The sequence below is a fragment of the Nocardia amikacinitolerans NBRC 108937 genome (genome assembly GCF_001612615.1).
Lineage (GTDB): Bacteria > Actinomycetota > Actinomycetes > Mycobacteriales > Mycobacteriaceae > Nocardia > Nocardia amikacinitolerans.
Window position 1 is genome coordinate 51,972 of sequence record NZ_BDAU01000042.1, and the last position, 19,490, is coordinate 71,461.

Consider the following 19,490-nt stretch of genomic DNA (forward strand, 5'->3'; position numbering starts at 1 on the left):
ATCTCGCCTCCCGCGCAGGGTCTCGCCCGGCTCTCGAGACTTCCAGTGGTAACTGAAATCGAAAGGTTCGAATCCATGATTCCCATGACGCTCGCCGAGGTCGCCCACGCGGTTGGCGGGCGGCTCGACACCGTCGATGACGCCGAGCGGGCCGTGACCGCCGCGACGGCGTTCGATTCCCGCCAGGTCGAGCCCGGTGGTCTGTTCGCCGCGTTGACTGGCAAGCGCGTCGACGGCCATGACTTCGCTACCGCAGCGATCGGTGCCGGTGCGGTAGCGGTCCTGGCCTCGCACCCGACCGGCACCCCAGCAATCATCGTTGAGGATGTGGTGAGGGCGATGAGCGATCTGGCTCGCGTCGTCGCCACCCGCTACACAGGCCGGGTTCTGGCGATCACGGGGTCGGCGGGCAAGACCTCCACCAAGGATCTGCTGACCCAGATCCTGTCGCGCCACGGCAGTGTCGTGGCTACCCAGCGGTCGTTCAACAACGAGATCGGTTTCCCGCACACTGTGCTGCGGGTCCGAACCGACACCGACTACCTCGTGCTCGAAATGGGTGCCCGCGGACGCGGCCACATCGCCCACCTGTCCGCCATCGCCCGCCCGCAGATCGGCGCGGTCCTGGGTATCGGCTCGGCTCACCTCGGCGAGTTCGGCAGCCGCGAAGCGATCGCGGTCGCCAAACGCGAACTCGTCGAAGCTCTCGACACCTCTGGTGTCGCTGTCCTCAACGCCGACGACCCACTGGTCGCGGCCATGGCCGAGCACACCCGCGCTCAGGTCCTGCGATTCGGCACCGGCCCGGAGGCCGATGTGCGTGCCAGCGACATCACCCTCGACGCCAACGCCCGCGCGCAGTTCACCTTGCGCCACGGTGACGACGCCGCACCGGTCACCCTCGGCGTGGTGGGCGAGCACCATCTGACCAACGCCCTCGCCGCGGCTGCGCTGGCGTTGAGCGCCGGTGTCGGATTCGCCACCGTCACTGAAGGACTCAACGGTGCGTCGCTGGTGTCGGGAAGCCGGATGGAGGTCACCGAACGCCCCGACGGGGTGACCGTGATCAACGACGCGTTCAACGCCTCACCGGAAAGCGTCGACGCCGCACTCCGGTCACTGGCCACCATCGCCGCCGCGACACGGCCCACCGTCGCAGTACTCGGAGAGATGCGTGAACTCGGCGCCACCGCACCGGCCCTGCACGCCAGGATCGGGCGTCGCGTCGCCGACCTCGGCATCGACACCCTGATCGCCGTCGGCGGCTGCCACGCCGAACTCATGGCCACCGCCGCCCGCGACGCAGGCTCCGCGCAGGTCACCCACGTCGGGACCAAGGACCAGGTGCTCGCGCTGATCACCGAGGGTCTGCGAGGCCGCGATGTCGTCCTGATCAAGGGTGCGAACTCGGCTGCCCTGTTCGAGACCGCCGCTGCCCTGGCCACCGGTCATTGACCCGAAGCGAAACACCATGAGAAGCAAAGACATCGTGGCCCTGGCCCGAGCGGCCTGTACCCAGGCCGAGGTTCCCGCTGCCCGGATCGAGGCGATCCGGTTGCGCGACAACGCCATGCTGCGGACCGACTCCGCCACCATCATCCGCATACACCAACACGGCGAACTCGCCACCGCGATCCGCGAGCTCCGCGCGGCGGACTGGCTTCGCTCCCACCACGTCCGCGCACCCGAACCCCTGGTCCCCGACCCGGTCATCGTGGCCGAGCGGCCGGTCACCTTCTGGGAAGACCTCGGATCCGGCGGGCCAGCAGAGGCCGCCGAAACCGGGACGATGCTCGCGCGGCTGCACTCCCTGCGAGTACCCACCCACCTCGGGCTGCCGCGCTTCACCCTGCCCGACTTCACCGGCCGTATTGACCAATGCCTCACCGGCGACTCGGAGAAGGACTGGTTGCGTCGCTACGCCGAAAACCTCGCGCAACGGTGGAACGCGCTGGATTGGCCGAGCCCGTGGTGCGTCATCCATGGCGACCCGTCACCTGCCAACACCATTGCCGCCGCCACCGGCGGTCACGTCGTGGACCTGGAACGCTGCTGCATCGGTCCACCGCAATGGGATCAGGCCACCGTCGCGTTCCAGTCCGACACCCTCTCCGACCCATCAGCACGGTGGGAGCAGTTCGCCGACGCCTACGGCTCCGACGTCACCGAGTGGCAGGGCTATCCGGTGATCCGCGATGTCCGCTCCTTCGAGCTGTGTCTGTTCGCACTACGCCATGCGGCCGTCTCCGACCACGCCCGCCGCCAGGCGGACTACCGGCTGGCCTGCCTGCACGGGCAACGGGGCGAACGGCCGTGGGGATGGGTCGCGCCCTGAAACGAACAAACCGGGTCCGGTCCAAGTTGGAACAGGGCCCTGGATCCTTGAGACGACCAACGGCACAACAGACCCGCGCCCGCCCGCGCCGGGTTCGATACCGCGAACCGGCTGATCGCAGTGGCGTGCCCACGGTGCTGTGCGGGTCGGTCTCCATGGCCGAGAACAGAATTCGTGAACACAATTTGCAGAACGGGATTACCACCTCGCCGACTGGCTCCGCGAATATCACCGGATTGCGGAGCGCGGAGGAAGCAAATGACCTCGCAGCTAACAACATTGGTGCGCACACGGAGGGTGCTCACGCGCCTGCTCCAGTTCATCGTGCTCGATAGGCCGGAATACCGCGGGCCACGCGGCGAGTTCGCCGATGACGACGAGACCGCTCGGCACACGCTGCCCCCAGATCTGTGGCCGGACGCTCCTGGGTGAGACCGACTCCGAAACCTAGTCCAGACCCCGGAAGCTGGCATCACAGCGCCGCAACGACGACTGGGCGGTACCCCCGTGTGATCCGGTGTTATCGACCGCTCGACTCCATCGAGACAACCCTCGAGTCAGGAAGCTATGCGAACGCCTTTGCCCTCGAAGGACATGGTCTTGAGCGCCTGCGCCGGGACCATCATCCTCGCCCACCCGATTCTGCATGCCGCTGCGCAGTTGGCCAGTCTGCATAAGGCACGAGACCGCTCAGATGCTGGCGCGCTCGACCGCGAGCGCGTGCGACTGGTGTCGCTGATCGATGAATGGGTGGCCGCCGAGAAGCCACCCGCGTTCGGTGCCGCGTACCTGCACTCCGAGACCGTCGGCATGATCATCGATCGTCTCGCCCAGCTTTCCGTCGACGCCCGCGAGGCCGCCCAAGGGACGATCTCGGTGTCGCGGCTCCGTCATGCCCGGCATCGACTTACCGAACTGGCAAACGCCTACAGTGACCTCGCTTTCGAGATCGCGAGGGGAACTCGTCGACTGCCGGAGTTCTCACACCGACCGTTGCCAAATCCGGCATCGCAGTGACCGCCCAGCCTGGCCTGGACCGGGCTGGATGACGATGTCGCCGCCCAACGCGATCTCCGACCCGCCGCCGATGGCGTAGCGATGCACCTGGGTGATGATCGCACCCGGCATTCACGCATCGCGACGGCAACGCGCCTGCATGCGTTCTAGCCTCGGTGCTGCTACGAACGAACAGAACCGGAGTGTCTGGACCTGCCAGGCCGTATCCAGAATGGCTCGATGAGAAGCCGCCCGACAACCAGCCTCATCAGTGGGGGCTCTGGGGCGCATTGGTCGAGCTATCGGTCCCGAACTGACTGGCTGATACCCTCGTTCAAGCACACTTGATTGGGGGTTCTCGATGGCACTAACCCAGCTCGACTACGGCGAAGCCGAGATCGCGGCATTCAACGAGGCGGCACGCGCCGGGCTGATCCACTATGAGGAAGCGGCCGTCCGTGAAGCTGTCGGGCTGTATGACGCAGCGATCCAATCGCTGCTGAAGGTGCAGGAACGAATACGAGCCGCGACCCGGGCCTCAGGATTCGGCGGGTTTCAGTCAGGCAAAGAGCTCAACGATGGCTTCTCCAGGAAGGCCGAAGAGGGAATCGAGGTGATCAATCAGCTCGTGCAGGGAGCGATGCGTCTGCAAGAGGCATACTTGCGTGCTGGAAACTTGATCACCGAGGCCGACCAGACGAATGCCGCCGCTATTCGATTCGCTACTCAGAACGCCGGATTGGATGACCCCGCGCATGATTAGGAAACAGGCAGCGCTTCAGATCGTTGCGGCCGTTCTGGCCCTCAGCGCCTGCGGAACCGACACTTCCGTCAATCAGCCGACGACAAGCGCGGCAACGCCGACAAGTCGGCCAAGCCTCGCTGTCTCGATATCGCCAGCGCCGACTCAAATAAATCGAGGCCGGCAACCAGTAACCTACGATCCATGCACTGAGATCGACGACGAGACAGTAGCTGAACTCGGGTACGATCCAAAGAGTCGCGAACGCGCGGACTTCATTTTCGAAACGTACTCATTTATTGGATGCAGATTCGCACGAAATGAACAGGTCCGAAGCAAGTCAACGACGATAGGTTATCTGACTGTATCGTCAACCAACATAATGCTTGACGACTTCAAGATTCGGGACGGCGTCGAGTCCAAAAAAATTACCATCAATGGACGCGATGCGCTCACTCGGGTTCAGCCGTCGGCCAGTGCATGCTATGTAACCGTCGGGAATCCCGGTGGAGCCGTAGACATCTCCAAAACTGTGAGCGCAGTCTACTCGGACGAGCAACCTTGCGAAGGTATTAATCGAATAGCCGAGACCATCGAATCCAAACTTCCTCAGCGTTAGCGGAGGGAGCTGGGCCAACCCAGCCCTACAAAATATCTCTGCCGCCAGTGGATGCACGTACACCATTCGACCGTCCTGTCGAGCAACGATTCGCGGCGGTGAGCGGTCGCTGTCGCCGGTCGATTCGATGGTCCGGCGTGGATCGAATCCAAGCCGTCCAGGCTCCCAGCGGTAAGTCATGGCGAAGGCTCCAGCTCGTCCCAACATGCTGCTTGCGCTTCACATTTTGAAACCGAAAGGACCACTCACTTTCAGGTTATCCGCTGTCACCAATGTCACCCACCGCAACAAATAGCAGCTTCGGACTACTTCCACGCTCCAGAGGAGCGGATCAGCTCGATGAGGAACTCGATACAAGCCTTGACCACTTCGTCAGTTATCAAAATCGGGCCGCTTGGAGTGACCAAACCGTCGGCGTTTAGGGCCAAAGAGCCATGCCACCCATCTATTACAGCCCTGAACTGCCTTTCCGGGAGACTGATCCTCTCCCACACAGGCACCGAAAATCCCGGCACCTCATTCCAGCCTTCGGGCTGAGCGACCGGCACGTCAGGGTCGAAATCCGGCAAACGTCGAAGCTCCGCTATCATCGCCATGCCTTTGCCGCCGTCCGGTAGGGGGCGACTGACGACACAGTACGCTCTATCGCGGATCGGACGCTCGTCATCCTCGCCCTGAGATCGCTTAAGGTCGAGAGCGCCAAGATTATCCCGGCCGAACGCGAGGACGCTGTCGCAGACGTCATTTCCGGCCCGACTGGACTCGACTGGAGCCGGTACGCCTTCATCAGCGCTGCATCCGGCCAGTAGAATAACGACTCCAACGGCAGCCGCCATAAGTCGCGCAGTGTAAGGAGGCATCAGTTACCTCCGCCCGCTCCAGGCGTGTACTTGCCATCGAGGAAAGAATTCAACACGTCCTCGCCGGTAAAGAACTTATCCTCTGCCTGCTCTCCGTACGAAAGTGCAAAGGCATCATCAAAAAATGAAAATCCTCGGTCCTGGAATATCTCATTGGCCTGCGCTTGGCCACTAGCAGTAAGTGCCGTCCACGGCAACGGCCGTCCATCTTGCCCCAACAAACCGGGCGGCAGAGTACCGGCCGCCTGCCATTCGGCGGATAGGATTTGCGACTTCATGTTCTCGACTTGCGTGTTACGGAGGTCTTCCCAGTTCTGGATCGCCACTGCTTTGTAGTCGGGTTCCTTGATGACGCTGTTGATTAGTGCATCAGCAGCTTCGCCGACGACGATCGGGCCTGCAATCTCTCCTGCTGGCCCTAGGCGCCTAAAGGGAATTGCTTCCTGGATAAGCTCGGATGCAATCTCGGCGCCCTTCATCTTGCTTTCATATGAGGACGCCAAGCGGCCGTTCTCGTCAAGAATCCTCATGTGTTCCTGATAGAGCAGCGCGTTGTTCATTCCCGCGTCCACTCGCCCAGATAGCGTTCCGAGGTAGGTACCCACTTGCTGGTTGTAGCTGGGGTCGCCACTCAGTGCGTTGTTGATCATCTCCTGCTGGGTCAGGTTCACAGCTGTCTGCAACCCGATGCGGCCTTCCGCGCTCTGGTTGGCGAGCATCAACAGCCGATCGGCCTCACTTGCCTGAAGTGTGACACGATCGGGTGCACCGGCTTCTTCGATGACATCGGTTACTCCGTACCCGTTCGGGTTGTTGATGTCTCCGAGCGCACCGAGGTTGGCTTGCAGCGCCTTGCTCAGCGCAGTCGACAGTTCGGGGTTCTTCGCGAAGTTCTCGTTGTACTCCCTGAAGTCTTCCGTGAGTACGCCGTTCTCTTCTGGAGCGAGGAGCCCCGGCAGTTCTGCGAGCGCGGCACGTGCTCGGTCGGCCTGTAGTTCGTCCGTGCTGTGCGAGTCCGGTCCGATCCAGTCGAGCAACTGTGATGCGCCGTGACCCTGGTCGACATTGCTCCAGTCGTTGCCAAGCAGGGCACTGACAGCCTTATCGGGCTTGTAGTCGGGGGGCATGCCGTCGCCGGTCAGAATCTGATACGCGGACTCCTCGTTGCGTCCACCGACATCGACAAGACGGGCGGCCGTGGACTCGAACTGCTTTGAAACGTCACCAACGTACGGCACGCCTTTGAGGTCATCCTTGACATCCGACATCAGATAAGCGGACTGCTCGATCATCTCGGTGCCCATCTTGGTCCCGGGCTGGTATCCCGGATTCGATTGACCGAGTAGATCCGATAGCGATGCGATCTCACCGAGGCGGGCTGATTCTGCTGGCTGCCGGTACGGCCGCGGGCCGTTCCGCGGATCTGCGTCGTCGTTCTCGGGGATTGGGAATCGTGTCTCGATCAGATCGCGTACCGGCTTGGGTACGTTCTCATAGCCACCGGGCGAGCGCAGGGTCCCATCAGGATTTCGGCCTGTTCCGACCTTCTCGTTCGATACCACGAGCAAGCCGTTGGCGAGCGCGTCTCGCCGACCTGCGGCGAGTGGATTGCCGGCTTCTTCCTGTTTGCGTAGCTGTTCGTTCATCGCCAGAAGGCCGTCTTTACCTGCGTTCTGATAGAACTCGCGGTAGTAGTCCTGCACCGAGGCGGGCAGTGTGGAGACCTCGCCGCCCTCGGCGAGAATCTTGAGATCGTTCTCACTGAGAATGCCCGCGGGTAGTTGACTGGCGATGCGATCCAGAACGGCTCTGTCGACGGTGCCATTCGGGTTGAGTGCGTCAGCGACGGCTTTACCGTCCTCGGCACCGAGCCTCCCGGCCTCGCTGAAGTCGGTTGCTGGGGCGTCGATCCCGTTTGCCAGTTGATCACCGCGGACACGGATCTCCTGCGAGGCCGCAGTGACGCTGGTCGCCGCCTCGCTGGCGGCGTTGACAAGGCTGTAGTAGGCCGCGTTGATCAGACCCTGGTGATGGTCGATCCTCTCCCTGACCTTTGCGAGATCCTCCTCGCTGACGTTGCCTACGAAGATCAGGGTGCTCTCGACAACCCAGTTGTCAGCGACCCGCAGTGTCAGTGGCGATGTCGTGTCTGCCTCGGCATCGGCGACCCTCCCGAGTAGCGCATCGCGCTCTACCGCCAGGCGAGTCTCGGCCGCCCGGAGTGCCGTTGCGACATCGAGGATTTCTTGGGTAAGCCGTCGCCCCTGGTCGTGCTCTTCAGAGAATCGATCGGATGCGGCGTCTTTCGCCTTGCCGGACCAGGCGGTGTTGGTGAAGTGGACGAGCATGCGCCCCAGCTGGGCTTCATAGAGCTGGGTGGATTTCTCCAGTTCGCCGGCCCACTCCGACAGCTTCCCGAGCTGCCAGTCGTTGACCTGCGTGCGTGTCGGCATCAGCGCTCACCTCGAACCTGGAAGTCCATAGCCTTCAGCCGGAGTTCGAACTCCTCATCGGTCGTCTGGAAGACGGTGGTACTCAAGTTGACGATCGAGGAGAGTCGTTGCAGGCGTTCGGAAATCCGCATCCATGCGCCTTCGATGAACTCGCCCGATTGCACACATACCGGCCCGAGCGCACATCCGGGAAGAGCCGCCGGGATCTTGTTGCCATTGGTCCGGACATCGATCTTGTCGATCTCAGCCGCGACGCTGTCAACCGTGCTGACCAGCCAGCGCAGCTGCTGGATATCGGCTTCGAACATGATGCGCTTAATCCCCCTGAGGCGGTGCAAGCTCCCGGCAGCGGGAGTGGCAGGCAACTGACGCCCGGGAGCAGCGGCCGGGCTGCGGCAGATTCTGCCACACCGTCCACATCGGAGGCTTCCGGGTAGTGGACCGGTTGGTCGCCTGTGGCGCTGACACCGAAAGTGCTTGCGGCGCAATGAGAAAGCGCACAGCACCGGAAGGAACCAAAGAACTCGCCCGACCCGGAGTGATAGGCTCACCGAATCGAAGTCTGCGATTTTGCGAGGGGGATCCGGTGGGCGGAGCCAACGAGCCGACGGCACCATCACTACCCGGGCAGGTGACGCTGCCACCCGGTCTCGCGGCCATCGGACTTCAGGACACAACGGCAGCACTGAACTCCCAGCAGGCGCAGCAGCGTGCGAATGACGCACAGACCCGAATTCAGAGCACCGATGATCACCTCGACGACCTCGGATACGGATCCGACCCGGACTTCGCGAAGACCGAGGATCACTTCGAGGGAATGACCCATGAACAGCTGTATGCCGCGGTGCATGGCGAGGGCGGGTTGGACCCTGCGGGTCTCCAGACTCTTCGTAGAGTCTGGATAGACAGCTACTCCGATTTGGTGAACATTTCCACCGTGACATTGGGAATGGGCATGAGCCGAATCTTCGGAAACGGTCTCTGGAAGGGTGCCAGCGCCGACGCAGCCCAAGTTGCCTCCGAACAGTTCAAGCGCGTCACCAACCAGGTTGGGCAGGTGTTCAATTCGGTAGGGAATCGACTGGACGCGGCCGCATGGGCTGCCGAAGCAGTGCGACTTGCGGTGCAGGCGCCGCCCGCCTCGGTAACGGACGTGACGCCTGATCCGGACAACCAGATCGAGTCGATTCTGCCAGGCCTGATCAACCCGGCGTTCGCCGATCAGGTCGCGACCGAGCGAGAACGCGCTCGGCAGGAGGCCATTCAGGCCCTGAACACCGTGTACAAAGGGTCGATACCTCCCCAAGGATCCGGTGTCCCCAGCTATGCAGATGTCCCTCAATCGACTGGCGACAACGGCGTTCCGCCGACCAGCGATCGTCCCGTCTCGAGCGGACCGGGAACGAATTCGCCTACTGAGAACGGCCCGCAACCCCAGGATCCAGCCACCCCAGGAAACGGTCCAGACGACACCACCCCCGCCAGCTCCGCGCCGACCGCGACGACCCCGTCCGGCCTCGCGGGGCAACCTCCCACCACAAACACATCTCCTGCCACCACATCGACGACACCTTCGGCGATGAACACCGGTCCAGGCGGCCCAAGCCTGACCTCGCCCGGCCCGAGGCTCGGCGATGGGTCGAATGGGCCCGGCAACACCGGTCCACGCCCCGGTGGTCCGGGTTCATCCATCCCTGGTCTTCCCGGATCCGGCTTGCCAGGCGTCAACAGCCCGAATACGACCGGCCCCGGTGCTCGCGGGGGGATGGGCGCTCGGGCAGGGATGGGCGGCTCGATGGGACCGACGGCTCCAGGTGCGGGTGCTCAGCGACGCAAGGAAGACGAGTCCGAACATCGTGCGCCCGACTACCTTCGCAGGGTGCACTCCGACTGGACCGACAACCTCGAGGTTCCAGTCGGAGTTGTCGGCGACGATCAGGTTCCTGGAACCGACAACCCGTTCCCATCCGTCGGCTCGGCTACCTCACCTGCACCCAACGCTGTCGCGTCAGCCCGGTACGCACATCAGTACTCCGACGATTACGCCACGCCCACTTCGGCGAACTCATCGCCTGCACCTGCGGCGGAAGCGAACCGTCCAGTGCCTGTGATGTATCCGGGCAGCGCACAACCTGCACCATCGAATTCCGGCCTGCCGGAAGCCCGGCAACAGGGAGGTGCCGCCGACTCCCCCGGCGAGCAGGGTCAGAACGACTCGGCCCGCACTTCGCACGGACCGCGATCGGCGGCGCTCAGCGGCAACGGACCCACGATGGACGACGCCCCCGAGACAACCGAGAACACTACCGAGTCCCAGCCCATCAGACTGTCGGGCACCGGCCCCATCATGGACGACAACCCAGCCACGCCCGACAGCAGCAACCAGCCTCAGCCCGTGAGACTGTCAGGCACCGGCCCCGTCATGGACGACAACCCAGCAGCGAGCACCGGCCGGTGAAAACTCAAACCATGTGGGAGTTCACTCCCGACGAGTTCGCATGGGTGTGGTCGGAAACCGGACTCGACACTTACCCATACCCCATCAGCATCATCGAAACTCCTACTACTGGAGACGAATACGCCCAGTTGCGTGCCGAGATCAGCGCACGCTATCCACACGGAAGCAACCCTGATCTGACCGGCCCACTTCGCGTGCTTGCGAACCCAGACCTGCGTATCGTCTGTGCCGGACAGTTCCACAACTCCGTCAGGCGCCTTCGCTCCCTCGCAGCCGCCATCGGCGACCTCGGAGTGATCCTGTTCCAAAAATCCGGCGCCACAGCAGATTTCGGTGGTTCGATCAAGCTCGTCGTGACGCAACGCCACAGTCTCGGCAAACATATCGCCGCAACCATGCCAAACGTGTCGGCAGGCGCCGCCGGAAACATGGTCGGCTACACACCACGAGTCCGCGGCGAACAGCCACCCAGCTCCTGGAAAACCGCGAATACCGGGCAGCAGCCGAGCGAGGAACGAATCCGGACGCTGCTGCGGCTACCGCGAACCGCCGAGGGATACTTTCGTATCGAGCAGTACCTCCACGACCGACGCCCCTACCCTCCAGCCCATGTGAGCTGGATCGACGTCAGCGATGCCAATCCCGCCGCCGCAGGTCGGTACTTGATCGACGTCACCCACCACGACACGACGGTCACCCCCGCCTCCGCCGAAGTCATCGCACGGGAGTTGGAACGCCGTGCCGAATTGAACCACGTCTCGTGAATCCAATCCGAACATCAGCTGTGGCTATCTTTCGCACCGATCTCCCTCCTCTTTGACGGCCCCTCCGTTCTACAGCTCATCTCTAAGGTCCACTGCCGCTCCATATCCGAACTCCGGCAGTCGACGGGTTCCTGCACCACCGTCAGCTTCCTGCGGGTATCGGAATACTACGACATTGGCCGTAAGCCTGACCCTAAGTTGTCGGGGCCGCGCGTCGTCCGGGAGCTGGCGCTGGTCTGGCTTGCACGCGTTGCAGCTCCGGCTAGCACCAACGGCGGCGTCGGCAAAACCAGTTTTCACCGTCATCTCCCCCGCCGTTCCCGTTGCTCCACTCGTTCCCATCGTCCGGATCGTCACTGGTTCCTGGCCTGCCATCTGGACCATACTGACGTTCCCGATCGGAGCGCTCACGGTTCAGGCGCGCCAGGCATTCTGGGATCAGGCCAACCTGGTTGTTCCACGCCGCAATGTCTGCCGCGGTGAGGGCGTCGAAGTATGGCAGGAGCTGTGGGGCTACCGTCGTTCGTAGCTCGGCCACTTGGGTTTCCACGGTCGGAGAGTCTTGCTCGCGCTTCAACGTGGGCGTGAACGACGCGAGTCCTTCGGTGATGAGTTGTTCGTTGACGCTTGCGCCGTACGGAGTGTCGGTGGCTGCACTGCCCGGTGGCGGAAGGTGAAAGTAGACATAGTCGTTTCCACCGTCCCTGCCACCGCGCACCACCGTCACGGTGACGCCGACCGGCAACAATTCTGCGAGGCGCTGGTCGTACGGTCTTCCGAACTCGCGGGCACATGGGCCATAGCTCCCAGCGTTGGCTAGATAGAAATACGGCCTACTCCCTTCGACCTCCACAGTGACCTTCCAGGACACGTCAACGACACGCGCGGTGAACACCGACGCGTTCACCCAAGCCTTCGGCGCTGACTTTCCAGGGTCTGTCGTGTCGTCGTCGATGCAAGCGCCGAACATCGCCATGATGATGATCGCTACGCCCCAAGCCCCCGCCGCCCCGCCGCTGTTCTTGCGTCGTCGACCCATTACGTCCACCCCGAGAACATGCCAAGAGTTGGTCGGATCGTGCCCATGAATCTCCTTCGTCAAGTGGACGCTCACTCATCGATGTTGAGCGTGAAGCTGTTTCACCGCAGCCAGGTCGCCGGGGGACAACTTGTGGCAACGTGAGCGGCGGCAAGCGGCTTGTCCTCGTTATTCGGCGGAAGTACCGGTGATCAACCGTCTCGCCGCGGCGGCGCGCTCAGGTGTCCGGCGAGGGGATCCACGAGAAATGCCGCCTACGTGTCGGCTATGCGTTGCACGGCCGGGCGCTCGACGTTCGGCGGGAGCAGCTCCGGCCGGCCTCACATGCCGCGGTCCACCCTTCCTTTGCATGCCGCCGCACAGCTTGCGACGGTGCCCCGAGAGGTGTTCGCAGTCCACTGGTTCGACCGGCCGGGCCGCAGTCAAGCGGTAGCGAGCGCGGGCTCAGCCACCTCCGGGCGGCGCAGGCCCGCGAACCGCGACACAGGCTGCTCGCGCTGCGGGCAGTGCTGCGTTGGCACAACGTCGCCGAGATCCAGGCGGGCCACGCCACGACTAGAACCAATCCGCGTTCAACCACTTCAGCTGCGAGCTCACGAGGGATTTCACTGGACGCTCAGCTGAATAGGCCAAGACTTACCGCCTCCGAAGGTGACTCCACGCCCCGAGGATCGCGACGACGAATGCTCCGGCAGCGCCAAGACCTGCGGGCGTCACTCCAAACATGCCGACCAGCGCGATCGTCGTCGCGAGGATCAGCGCCAACACGAGAAGATCGAGAAGGATGATCAAAGGAAGCGGCTGATGGGAAGGTATGCGAGAGCCACGGGCCATGGCGGGCGTTTCGCCAGCCTCGCCTTGGTGTCCTCGGCCGAGGGGTTCGGCATCATCCTCATCTCCGGATCGCTTACCAGGGGTCATGACACCAGAAGATCACGGATGTGAACAAGTCGCAGTATCAGTGAAGGAAGTTATACGAACTTGAAGGCGAACCGCTAGACTGTCAGTGTTCTACATACTAGAGCAGCGTTCAGTAACGTTCATTATCGTTCATACCCAAAGGGTCAACATGCCTGATACAGCCGACTCGCTTCGTCCCACTGAGTTCAGCGAAGCGCTGCAGAAACTACACCGGGACTGCGGGCTGCCCAGCTATAGCAGGATCGTCAAGATTGCTGGCGACAACGGCATACCGATCTCTCAGGGGACGATTAGCAGCATGCTCCGGGGCAGGACCGTCCCCCGCGACTTCCACCTCGTTCGCGGGTTCGTGGTCGGCGCCATGTTGTTCGACAACCCAAGTCGAGACTTGAAGCAACTAGACGACCAAGTGGAAGCGTTCAAAACGATCTGGACCGCGGCAAGGCAATCCCCCCGACCCGCTTCCACTCCGACCGAGGTCCCGTCGCGCCGACAGGATGCCTGGAAGCCGCCATCGCTTGAGCCGACGATGCACACGCCGCCAAGCGCCGTAGTGAGTCCTCCACCGACTAACGAGCCCCTCCAGTCACCCGAACGGCGTCGGTCTGCACTCAAGCCCCGACCTCAGCGGAGGGAACTGCTGACCCCGTTTCAACAAAGCCGACGGAACATGCTGGACGACGCACTACGCGCACAAGATTCAGAAGGCCGAACTTGGAGTGCCGCGAAGCGTGGATGCTATGCGTTCTACGACTTCGACGGTCAACCGATCTACGTTGGCGCGACCCACCTGGGTCTGCGTGAGAGGATTCGGCGTCACTTGACCAACCAGCGCACCGACGCTGTCGCAATGAACATCCTCGACCCGCTTGAAGTCGCCGAACTTGAACTTTGGCCGCTATGGGAGCTGCAGGACGCCCATGCAAACAACTCGGCAGCGCGTCACCGCCTCGACGCGACCGAGTACACGGTGTACATCCATGCCCTCGATCGAGTGTCGACCGGAGGGTTACTTAACGAGAAGACCCCAAGGACGACCCAAGTGATCCCACTGCCGCCCTCCATTCGGCTGCCCCTTGTGGACGACTGGACGCGAGCTGAGTTCGGAAATCCTGATGCACGTCTCGCGCGACGGGCGGAGAATCTAGCTCGACTCGCGGCGCGGGTCTTCGAGCGAGGTCAGGCCAACGACGGCGCTCGGAAAGCGTTGCTTGTCCAGGCGCTCCGCATTACCCGATTGTCTGCGTCTCGGCTCCTCTACACCCACGGAGAACTTCCCCCCGACCTGAGACTCAGGGATCTTGGACAGCTGCTGGACCTGGTATGACTACGCCAAAGTGGTCGCTGTTGTCGCCTCTTCGTCGCTGGTCCCGGCGATCGTCACCGTGGACGCGGATCACTGGCTGGTCCGACCGACCACTCGGCTACTCGATTGATGCGCCTCGCCGCGCGCAGCCTCCGTGGATGACACGGGACCATGCCGACGACGAATCAGCCCTGCTGTGGTCGAGGCGAACGCGATCATTCGGTCGGCGGCAACGGGAAGATTCGGATACCAAACCGGGTCCAAAGCGTAAGGCAAGAAGGAGGAGCGCAGGAGAATGACGGAGCTCACGAACCATCTGACGCAAGTGTATCGGCCGGAACTCGAATCCCTGGCGGCACGGCTCGGTGTACAGGGCCAGGTCGACAACACCGGCGGGGGGTGCATGGCCGTTTCGGCGATCGTTGGGCAGGCTCCCGGCACCGACCACCCGATGGAACTCGTGGTCACCACGGTCGATGCTGGACTTGCCGAGACACGCGCGGAGATCATGCACTGGTACGCATGTCTTTACGATGTCGAGGAAGGCGGCGAGGCCCTCGCGGATGGCCACGACCTGGCGTCCTTTGACGTCGCCTGCGACCTGGCGCTGCAGAATCTCCGGGAGGGAATCCCAGCCTCTGATGGGGTGTGCGCCTGTCTCCTCGCACCAGATCGAGATTGACCATCGCCCGGGCACGAGCTACGTGCGGCTCCTCCCACCTGCGCCGAGCCGCACCGCGCTCCTTTGTTAGCCGCTACTCGTCGTACGTCTCATCATCATCGAGCTCCTGCGAAGACTCTCCCGGCTGCGGTTGCCCATCTGTTCCAGCGAACTCGCTAAGAACCGGGCCGGTCAGCTGGAGGACGTCGATAGCTGACGGGTCCGGTTCCGGCAGGCCCTCGACGTAAGCCAGTCTTTGCGCCGAGAGGTAGGTCAACCGCACAGCTTGAACAACCAGCGCTCGCCGAAGCCCGGCCGACACCTCCCCACGTTCGCGCGCTACGGCTGCGAGCCTGGCTATCGCTTCCGCGCGACGGGCGATCCGGATGTCAGGGTGCTCTCGTTCGTGACGGACCTGGTCGGAAATAAGGGGACCTCGAAGAGGTACCGGCAGTTCGCACCGCGGCGACACTGGAGGGATCTTCTCGTTCAGGATCGCCTTGTACCGCGAGTTTTTGATGGCATCGAGATATGCCGTGTACTCGCACTGGTTGAGATGGGACTGAGCCTGCTGGAACGCTTCCTTGTCCTTCTTCGTGACGCCCTCGTACTCCCACAACGGCCAGATCGCGACCTCGGCCACTTCGAAGATGTCGAGGATGCGCATCGCAACCGCGTCGGTTCTCTGGTTGGTCAAGTGCCGCTGGATCCGTACGCGCAGTTGCTCGTTGGTCTGTCCCACGTAGATGGGCTCGCCGTCATAGTCGTAGAAGGCATAGACCCCCCACTTTGCCGACGCCACTACCCGGCCATTGGAGTCCTTCTCGCTCAAGAACTTCTTGAGTAGAGCGCGAAAGTCCCGCACGTCGCCTGCGGGCAATTCGCGCTTCGGCGCCTTCTTCGTGGCATTGAATGACGTTTTTCCATGACTGGACATAGGATCCTCGCACCCCCGGTGGTGTGGCTCGAACCTCCGCGCGACGGCAATGACTCACGCACAGACGATCTTTCGGCGACTGACCGGGTGAACAGTACTCTGCTCGGCCGACACGGCCGCCGCAAGACCAGCCTCTGTTGCTCTCTCGTTGACACCACCACCATCACGAACCGGAGCCCGAGTTTGGGCTCCAAGAGGCGCGGCGCGCATCTGATCGGCATCAAGCTCGCCGCTTGCGGACATAGGGCGGGCTGGTCCTGATGCTGGAGACCAAGCGGTCCAGCGTCTCCTTGTTGCGGATCTGGCATTCCCAGACCACAAGAACCTTCCAGTCGTCGGCTTCGAGTTGCTCGCGGCGGCGAGCGTCGCGAGCAATATTGCCGTCGAGTTTGCGGGTCCAGTAGTCGAGGTTCGACGCTGGCCGGGCGGCGGCCCCGCACCCCGGGTGCTGATGCCAGAAACAGCCATGGACGAATAGGGCGATCCGGCGGCTAGGGAACACCAGATCCGGCTTGCCAGGCAGTTGCGCTTCGTGCAGGCGGTACCGCAGACCGGCAGCGTGCAGGTACCGGCGCACCGCCATTTCCGGAGCGGTGTCGCGTGAACGAACCGCACGCATCGTCCGACTGCGCTGCTCGGGCGTTTCCTTCATAGGTTTCGCTAGCTCGACTTGCGCTTCTTGATCGCGATCAGCATCGCTGGATCGGTCTCGACCTCCTCGATGATCTCGTTGTATCGCTTCACGAGATCGCTGATGGCAACCCGACGACCGCTATCGGCAAAACTGCCGAGCTCGTAGAGGTTGAGGGCGATGAACTGCTCAGCCTCGAACACGTCGATGCGGTCGGCCAGCCCCTTGGTGAACGCCAAGCCCTCAGCGAGGGACACCCCCTGCTTCGACGTAGTCGTCACGATGATCGGCCGCATCCCGTCGTTGAGGTTCTCCCGACAACGCTCGATGAGGTTCTCGCTGGGCGCTGTCGTGACGTGGATGGCGGTGTCTTCAATGACGAAGTCGCCAGCCCGTCCGGAGTGCTCATCAGCAGTCGAGTGGTTGTGGTGCTTGATAGCCACCTTGCCGTTCATGGCGTAATCCAGCTTCGCGCCGATCAGATGCTGCAGAACCGCGCCCGCGTATCGCATGCCCGGGGCTTGCGCGTCGCGTTGTTCGGCTTGCGAAATGATGTCGCGAACGACTGCGCGCAGACTCTGAGACGTGTCGAGCTGCAGCGTCATCGGGCGGGCCGCGAGTTTCTCTCGCACTCGCTCGATCCAGAACGACTCCGCCAGGTCGAGATCCACCGGACCCGACTCATGCATCGCATTGAGGAAGCCCACGTACGCGTGCATCTGCTTCGGCGTTGCACGGTTGCTGCGGCCAGCCATCTTCGACAATGTCCGGTCGATCCCGTTGCGCCTCAGCACCGAATTCAGCACGGTCGGCCCTAGCCCGGAGACCTGACCGCCGCCCGGCGTCAGCAGTGTGGCCGGTTCGATCGGCAGCCCATCCCGAGCGCGCTCGGTCACGAGAATGCCGACCGCAAGCGCCCCTCTCGTCGTGAACCGGTTCTTGATGACGAAATTCTGCAGGGCGGATGTCAGGCGATCGACTGTCACGCAGTCAGTTTTGCAGGAGGCTCCGACACGGCAGTGGCCAGCTCATCCGCCAACACAGGTTCGAGGATGTTCTTGGCTAGGAAGTCCACCACGTACACGACCACGCCGTCGCCAGCAAGGTGGTACACATCGTTGTAACTCCCCGGCCGCTTGTAGTTGTCCTCCAGACCCATCAACCGGATGACCTCCAGTGGCGACAGGAGGCGCGATCGAACCTCGCCGCCCTCGACAATCAAGATCGTCTGGCGGCTACTGCCGCCCGTTGGGGTTCGCAAGCAGCCAGCGATGTCGTCGAACCGGACCTCGGCGCGCTGTTCGTTCTTGCGCTTCTTCTTCCCGTTCACCACGATCCAGTCACCTTCGGGGCGCATCCGCTTGTACACGGTCCCGACCCGACGACCACCCTTCTTGGTGGCCAGAAGCTGCTCATCAACCTTCTTCCGATTGGCCTCGTTCATCAGGTCGAGGATCGCGTCGGTTTCCTTCTTGGAGTGCCAATCAACGCCTGCCGGATTGCTCACCTCTTCGACGAGCTTCTCAAGCGTTTCGAACCTCACCCGCTTCGCTGGCGGCTCGGGCAGGTTCCACCAGATCCACTTGTCTGCTGCTGCTGCGACCCGCTCGGTGAGCCTCCCATGCGCTGCTCTCAGCGTGGACGGATGCCATCGGTCCGACGGCTCGTCTGCAATCAGATGAGCAGGGATCTGAACTGAATCATGGACAGCGATGATGAACAGCCGCGGTCGCGACTGCGGAACCCAGTGAACAGCGTCGACCACGACGGCTCCGAATCGGTAGTGCTCCTTGGCGAGAACCTTCCCGAGCTCGACGAAGTCCCGTCCGTCGCTCTTGCGCGTGACCTCGTCCTTCTGGCCCGCAGTGAGAGCGCCGACGACATTCTCTAGCACGACCAGCTTTGGTGCACGTTGCTCGGCGTTCAACGCCTTCACTAGCTTCCAGAACGGATGGAACGTGCCTGACCGAGCGCCGCTCAAACCCGCTCCCGCACCCGCCAACGAGAGATCCTGGCAGGGGAACGACGCCCATGCCAGGTCAGCACGCCCTGGCGGCAGATCGGCTATGGACAGGCTGGCGACATCGCCGACGTTCAGATGATCGCCGCCCCAGTTGGCCGTGTAACTAGCCGCCTTCTTGGCGTCGATATCGTTGGCGAACACGCACTCCCAGCCATCGCCCAGACCCGCATGCGCCATTCCGCCGCCAGCGAAGAACTCGTAGAAGCTCGGCATCTAATCCCTCTTATCTCGCTGCACCGGTTCGGCACCACCCACACACTGCAACCACCGCAGGCGACTGGACGTCCGCGCGATCACTACCTCGCCGCACAGCTCCGCAACCCTCCCGCAATGGTCTCCTCCGTCGAATTACAACCATGGAATTATCCACCAGATTCCGGGTCACACCGTACCGTGGCGCGGCGACATCCAGTTATCAACGGGCCGAAATGACTGCAGATGACTCCTGTGCTCGCTCAGAGCCGCCGGGACGGCGCGCACCAACTCAGGATTATCTGGACGATCGCTGTTGGGGCCCTCTGCGACGGCGGAACGTAACCGCGCGGATCCAACATCGCCTCGTCCGTGCAGCGGCGCGCGCCGTAGGCACAGCACAGGCGGTGGAGTGGGCCAGCAACACTGAGCGATCCGGCGGTCGATATTGCAGTGAGGGTCCAGGGGTACACCGGCAATCAGTCGGCTGGATCCTCAGCACCACACGAGAGGCACCGCGGTCAAGTCCTGGGGCGTGGTTTAACCGGGGTGG

Annotated in this window: 18 protein-coding genes; 10 read left to right on the forward strand and 8 right to left on the reverse strand. The window is 62.8% G+C overall.

The annotated features are described in order from the left end of the window. The first annotated feature begins 75 nt into the window (after window positions 1-75). From NAM01S_RS27920 to NAM01S_RS37415, 5 genes are all read left to right on the forward strand, one after another. Window positions 76-1,455, forward strand: a complete 1,380-nt coding sequence (locus NAM01S_RS27920; RefSeq protein WP_067790870.1) for a UDP-N-acetylmuramoyl-tripeptide--D-alanyl-D-alanine ligase — start codon at window positions 76-78, stop codon at window positions 1,453-1,455. Window positions 1,456-1,471: 16 nt separating this feature from the next. After that, a complete protein-coding gene (locus tag NAM01S_RS27925) occupies window positions 1,472-2,335 on the forward strand; it encodes a phosphotransferase enzyme family protein (protein WP_067790872.1) in 864 nt (287 codons plus the stop codon). Window positions 2,336-2,929: 594 nt separating this feature from the next. After that, on the forward strand, window positions 2,930-3,352 hold the full coding sequence (locus NAM01S_RS34415) for a DUF4254 domain-containing protein (protein ID WP_253799453.1): 423 nt from the start codon (window positions 2,930-2,932) through the stop codon (window positions 3,350-3,352). A 340-nt stretch (window positions 3,353-3,692) separates the two neighbouring features. Then, window positions 3,693-4,094 carry a hypothetical protein gene (locus NAM01S_RS27935; RefSeq protein WP_067790877.1) on the forward strand — a complete coding sequence of 134 codons (402 nt, stop codon included), beginning with the start codon at window positions 3,693-3,695 and terminating at the stop codon, window positions 4,092-4,094. Beyond that, window positions 4,087-4,692, forward strand: a complete 606-nt coding sequence (locus NAM01S_RS37415) for a DUF3558 domain-containing protein (RefSeq protein ID WP_373862696.1) — start codon at window positions 4,087-4,089, stop codon at window positions 4,690-4,692. Before NAM01S_RS27935 ends, NAM01S_RS37415 begins: the two co-directional genes overlap by 8 nt. 305 nt (window positions 4,693-4,997) lie before the next feature. Here the strand turns inward: NAM01S_RS37415 and NAM01S_RS35835 are convergent, their stop codons facing one another. The 3 genes from NAM01S_RS35835 to NAM01S_RS27950 are packed head-to-tail and all read right to left on the reverse strand — an operon-like array spanning window position 4,998 to window position 8,313. Continuing rightward, window positions 4,998-5,528: a hypothetical protein gene (locus tag NAM01S_RS35835; RefSeq protein WP_169810913.1), complete on the reverse strand. Its 531-nt coding sequence runs from the start codon at window positions 5,526-5,528 to the stop codon at window positions 4,998-5,000. A 23-nt stretch (window positions 5,529-5,551) separates the two neighbouring features. Then, entirely contained in the window at window positions 5,552-8,005 is a 2,454-nt protein-coding gene (locus NAM01S_RS27945; protein WP_067790880.1) for a TPR repeat domain-containing protein, read from the reverse strand. Beyond that, window positions 8,005-8,313, reverse strand: coding sequence for a hypothetical protein (locus NAM01S_RS27950; RefSeq protein ID WP_067790882.1), 309 nt, complete (start codon window positions 8,311-8,313; stop codon window positions 8,005-8,007). The genes NAM01S_RS27945 and NAM01S_RS27950 overlap by 1 nt, the downstream gene beginning before the upstream one ends. A gap of 278 nt (window positions 8,314-8,591) precedes the next feature. On the opposite strand from NAM01S_RS27950, the gene NAM01S_RS35440 reads away from it, so the two are divergent. Beyond that, window positions 8,592-10,463 (forward strand): hypothetical protein, encoded by a 1,872-nt coding sequence (locus NAM01S_RS35440; RefSeq protein WP_157107951.1) that lies wholly within the window; start codon window positions 8,592-8,594, stop codon window positions 10,461-10,463. Beyond that, complete coding sequence (locus tag NAM01S_RS27965) at window positions 10,460-11,227, forward strand: ESX secretion-associated protein EspG (protein ID WP_157107952.1); 768 nt, start codon at window positions 10,460-10,462, stop codon at window positions 11,225-11,227. The genes NAM01S_RS35440 and NAM01S_RS27965 overlap by 4 nt, the downstream gene beginning before the upstream one ends. 262 nt (window positions 11,228-11,489) lie before the next feature. On the opposite strand, the gene NAM01S_RS27970 is transcribed toward NAM01S_RS27965, so the two are convergent. After that, window positions 11,490-12,329 carry a hypothetical protein gene (locus NAM01S_RS27970; RefSeq protein WP_157107953.1) on the reverse strand — a complete coding sequence of 280 codons (840 nt, stop codon included), beginning with the start codon at window positions 12,327-12,329 and terminating at the stop codon, window positions 11,490-11,492. A gap of 588 nt (window positions 12,330-12,917) precedes the next feature. Between NAM01S_RS27970 and NAM01S_RS35840 the strand changes: the two genes are divergently transcribed. From NAM01S_RS35840 to NAM01S_RS27980, 3 genes are all read left to right on the forward strand, one after another. After that, complete coding sequence (locus NAM01S_RS35840) at window positions 12,918-13,211, forward strand: hypothetical protein (RefSeq protein WP_169810915.1); 294 nt, start codon at window positions 12,918-12,920, stop codon at window positions 13,209-13,211. A gap of 646 nt (window positions 13,212-13,857) precedes the next feature. Next, window positions 13,858-14,514 carry a GIY-YIG nuclease family protein gene (locus tag NAM01S_RS27975; protein WP_067790919.1) on the forward strand — a complete coding sequence of 219 codons (657 nt, stop codon included), beginning with the start codon at window positions 13,858-13,860 and terminating at the stop codon, window positions 14,512-14,514. A gap of 274 nt (window positions 14,515-14,788) precedes the next feature. Further along, window positions 14,789-15,175: a hypothetical protein gene (locus NAM01S_RS27980; RefSeq protein WP_067790892.1), complete on the forward strand. Its 387-nt coding sequence runs from the start codon at window positions 14,789-14,791 to the stop codon at window positions 15,173-15,175. Window positions 15,176-15,248: 73 nt separating this feature from the next. On the opposite strand, the gene NAM01S_RS27985 is transcribed toward NAM01S_RS27980, so the two are convergent. From NAM01S_RS27985 to NAM01S_RS28000, 4 genes are all read right to left on the reverse strand, one after another. After that, window positions 15,249-16,091 carry a GIY-YIG nuclease family protein gene (locus NAM01S_RS27985; protein ID WP_067790894.1) on the reverse strand — a complete coding sequence of 281 codons (843 nt, stop codon included), beginning with the start codon at window positions 16,089-16,091 and terminating at the stop codon, window positions 15,249-15,251. 220 nt (window positions 16,092-16,311) lie between these two features. Further along, on the reverse strand, window positions 16,312-16,743 hold the full coding sequence (locus NAM01S_RS27990) for a very short patch repair endonuclease (protein WP_067790896.1): 432 nt from the start codon (window positions 16,741-16,743) through the stop codon (window positions 16,312-16,314). A gap of 8 nt (window positions 16,744-16,751) precedes the next feature. Next, window positions 16,752-17,708 carry a DUF4928 family protein gene (locus NAM01S_RS27995; RefSeq protein WP_084483372.1) on the reverse strand — a complete coding sequence of 319 codons (957 nt, stop codon included), beginning with the start codon at window positions 17,706-17,708 and terminating at the stop codon, window positions 16,752-16,754. After that, window positions 17,705-18,958 carry a DNA cytosine methyltransferase gene (locus tag NAM01S_RS28000; RefSeq protein WP_067790897.1) on the reverse strand — a complete coding sequence of 418 codons (1,254 nt, stop codon included), beginning with the start codon at window positions 18,956-18,958 and terminating at the stop codon, window positions 17,705-17,707. The genes NAM01S_RS27995 and NAM01S_RS28000 overlap by 4 nt, the downstream gene beginning before the upstream one ends. Window positions 18,959-19,490 lie beyond the last annotated feature (532 nt).

Bases quoted from the DNA above. Each gene is read 5' to 3' on its own strand.
- NAM01S_RS34415 (WP_253799453.1), top strand. From the start codon at position 2,930: ATGGTCTTGAGCGCCTGCGCCGGGACCATCATCCTCGCCCACCCGATT.
- NAM01S_RS27950 (WP_067790882.1), bottom strand. From the start codon at position 8,313: ATGTTCGAAGCCGATATCCAGCAGCTGCGCTGGCTGGTCAGCACGGTT.
- NAM01S_RS27920 (WP_067790870.1), top strand. From the start codon at position 76: ATGATTCCCATGACGCTCGCCGAGGTCGCCCACGCGGTTGGCGGGCGG.
- NAM01S_RS27945 (WP_067790880.1), bottom strand. From the start codon at position 8,005: ATGCCGACACGCACGCAGGTCAACGACTGGCAGCTCGGGAAGCTGTCG.
- NAM01S_RS35835 (WP_169810913.1), bottom strand. From the start codon at position 5,528: ATGGCGGCTGCCGTTGGAGTCGTTATTCTACTGGCCGGATGCAGCGCT.
- NAM01S_RS37415 (WP_373862696.1), top strand. From the start codon at position 4,087: ATGATTAGGAAACAGGCAGCGCTTCAGATCGTTGCGGCCGTTCTGGCC.
- NAM01S_RS27985 (WP_067790894.1), bottom strand. From the start codon at position 16,091: ATGTCCAGTCATGGAAAAACGTCATTCAATGCCACGAAGAAGGCGCCG.
- NAM01S_RS27975 (WP_067790919.1), top strand. From the start codon at position 13,858: ATGCTGGACGACGCACTACGCGCACAAGATTCAGAAGGCCGAACTTGG.
- NAM01S_RS28000 (WP_067790897.1), bottom strand. From the start codon at position 18,958: ATGCCGAGCTTCTACGAGTTCTTCGCTGGCGGCGGAATGGCGCATGCG.
- NAM01S_RS27925 (WP_067790872.1), top strand. From the start codon at position 1,472: ATGAGAAGCAAAGACATCGTGGCCCTGGCCCGAGCGGCCTGTACCCAG.
- NAM01S_RS27980 (WP_067790892.1), top strand. From the start codon at position 14,789: ATGACGGAGCTCACGAACCATCTGACGCAAGTGTATCGGCCGGAACTC.
- NAM01S_RS27990 (WP_067790896.1), bottom strand. From the start codon at position 16,743: ATGAAGGAAACGCCCGAGCAGCGCAGTCGGACGATGCGTGCGGTTCGT.
- NAM01S_RS27935 (WP_067790877.1), top strand. From the start codon at position 3,693: ATGGCACTAACCCAGCTCGACTACGGCGAAGCCGAGATCGCGGCATTC.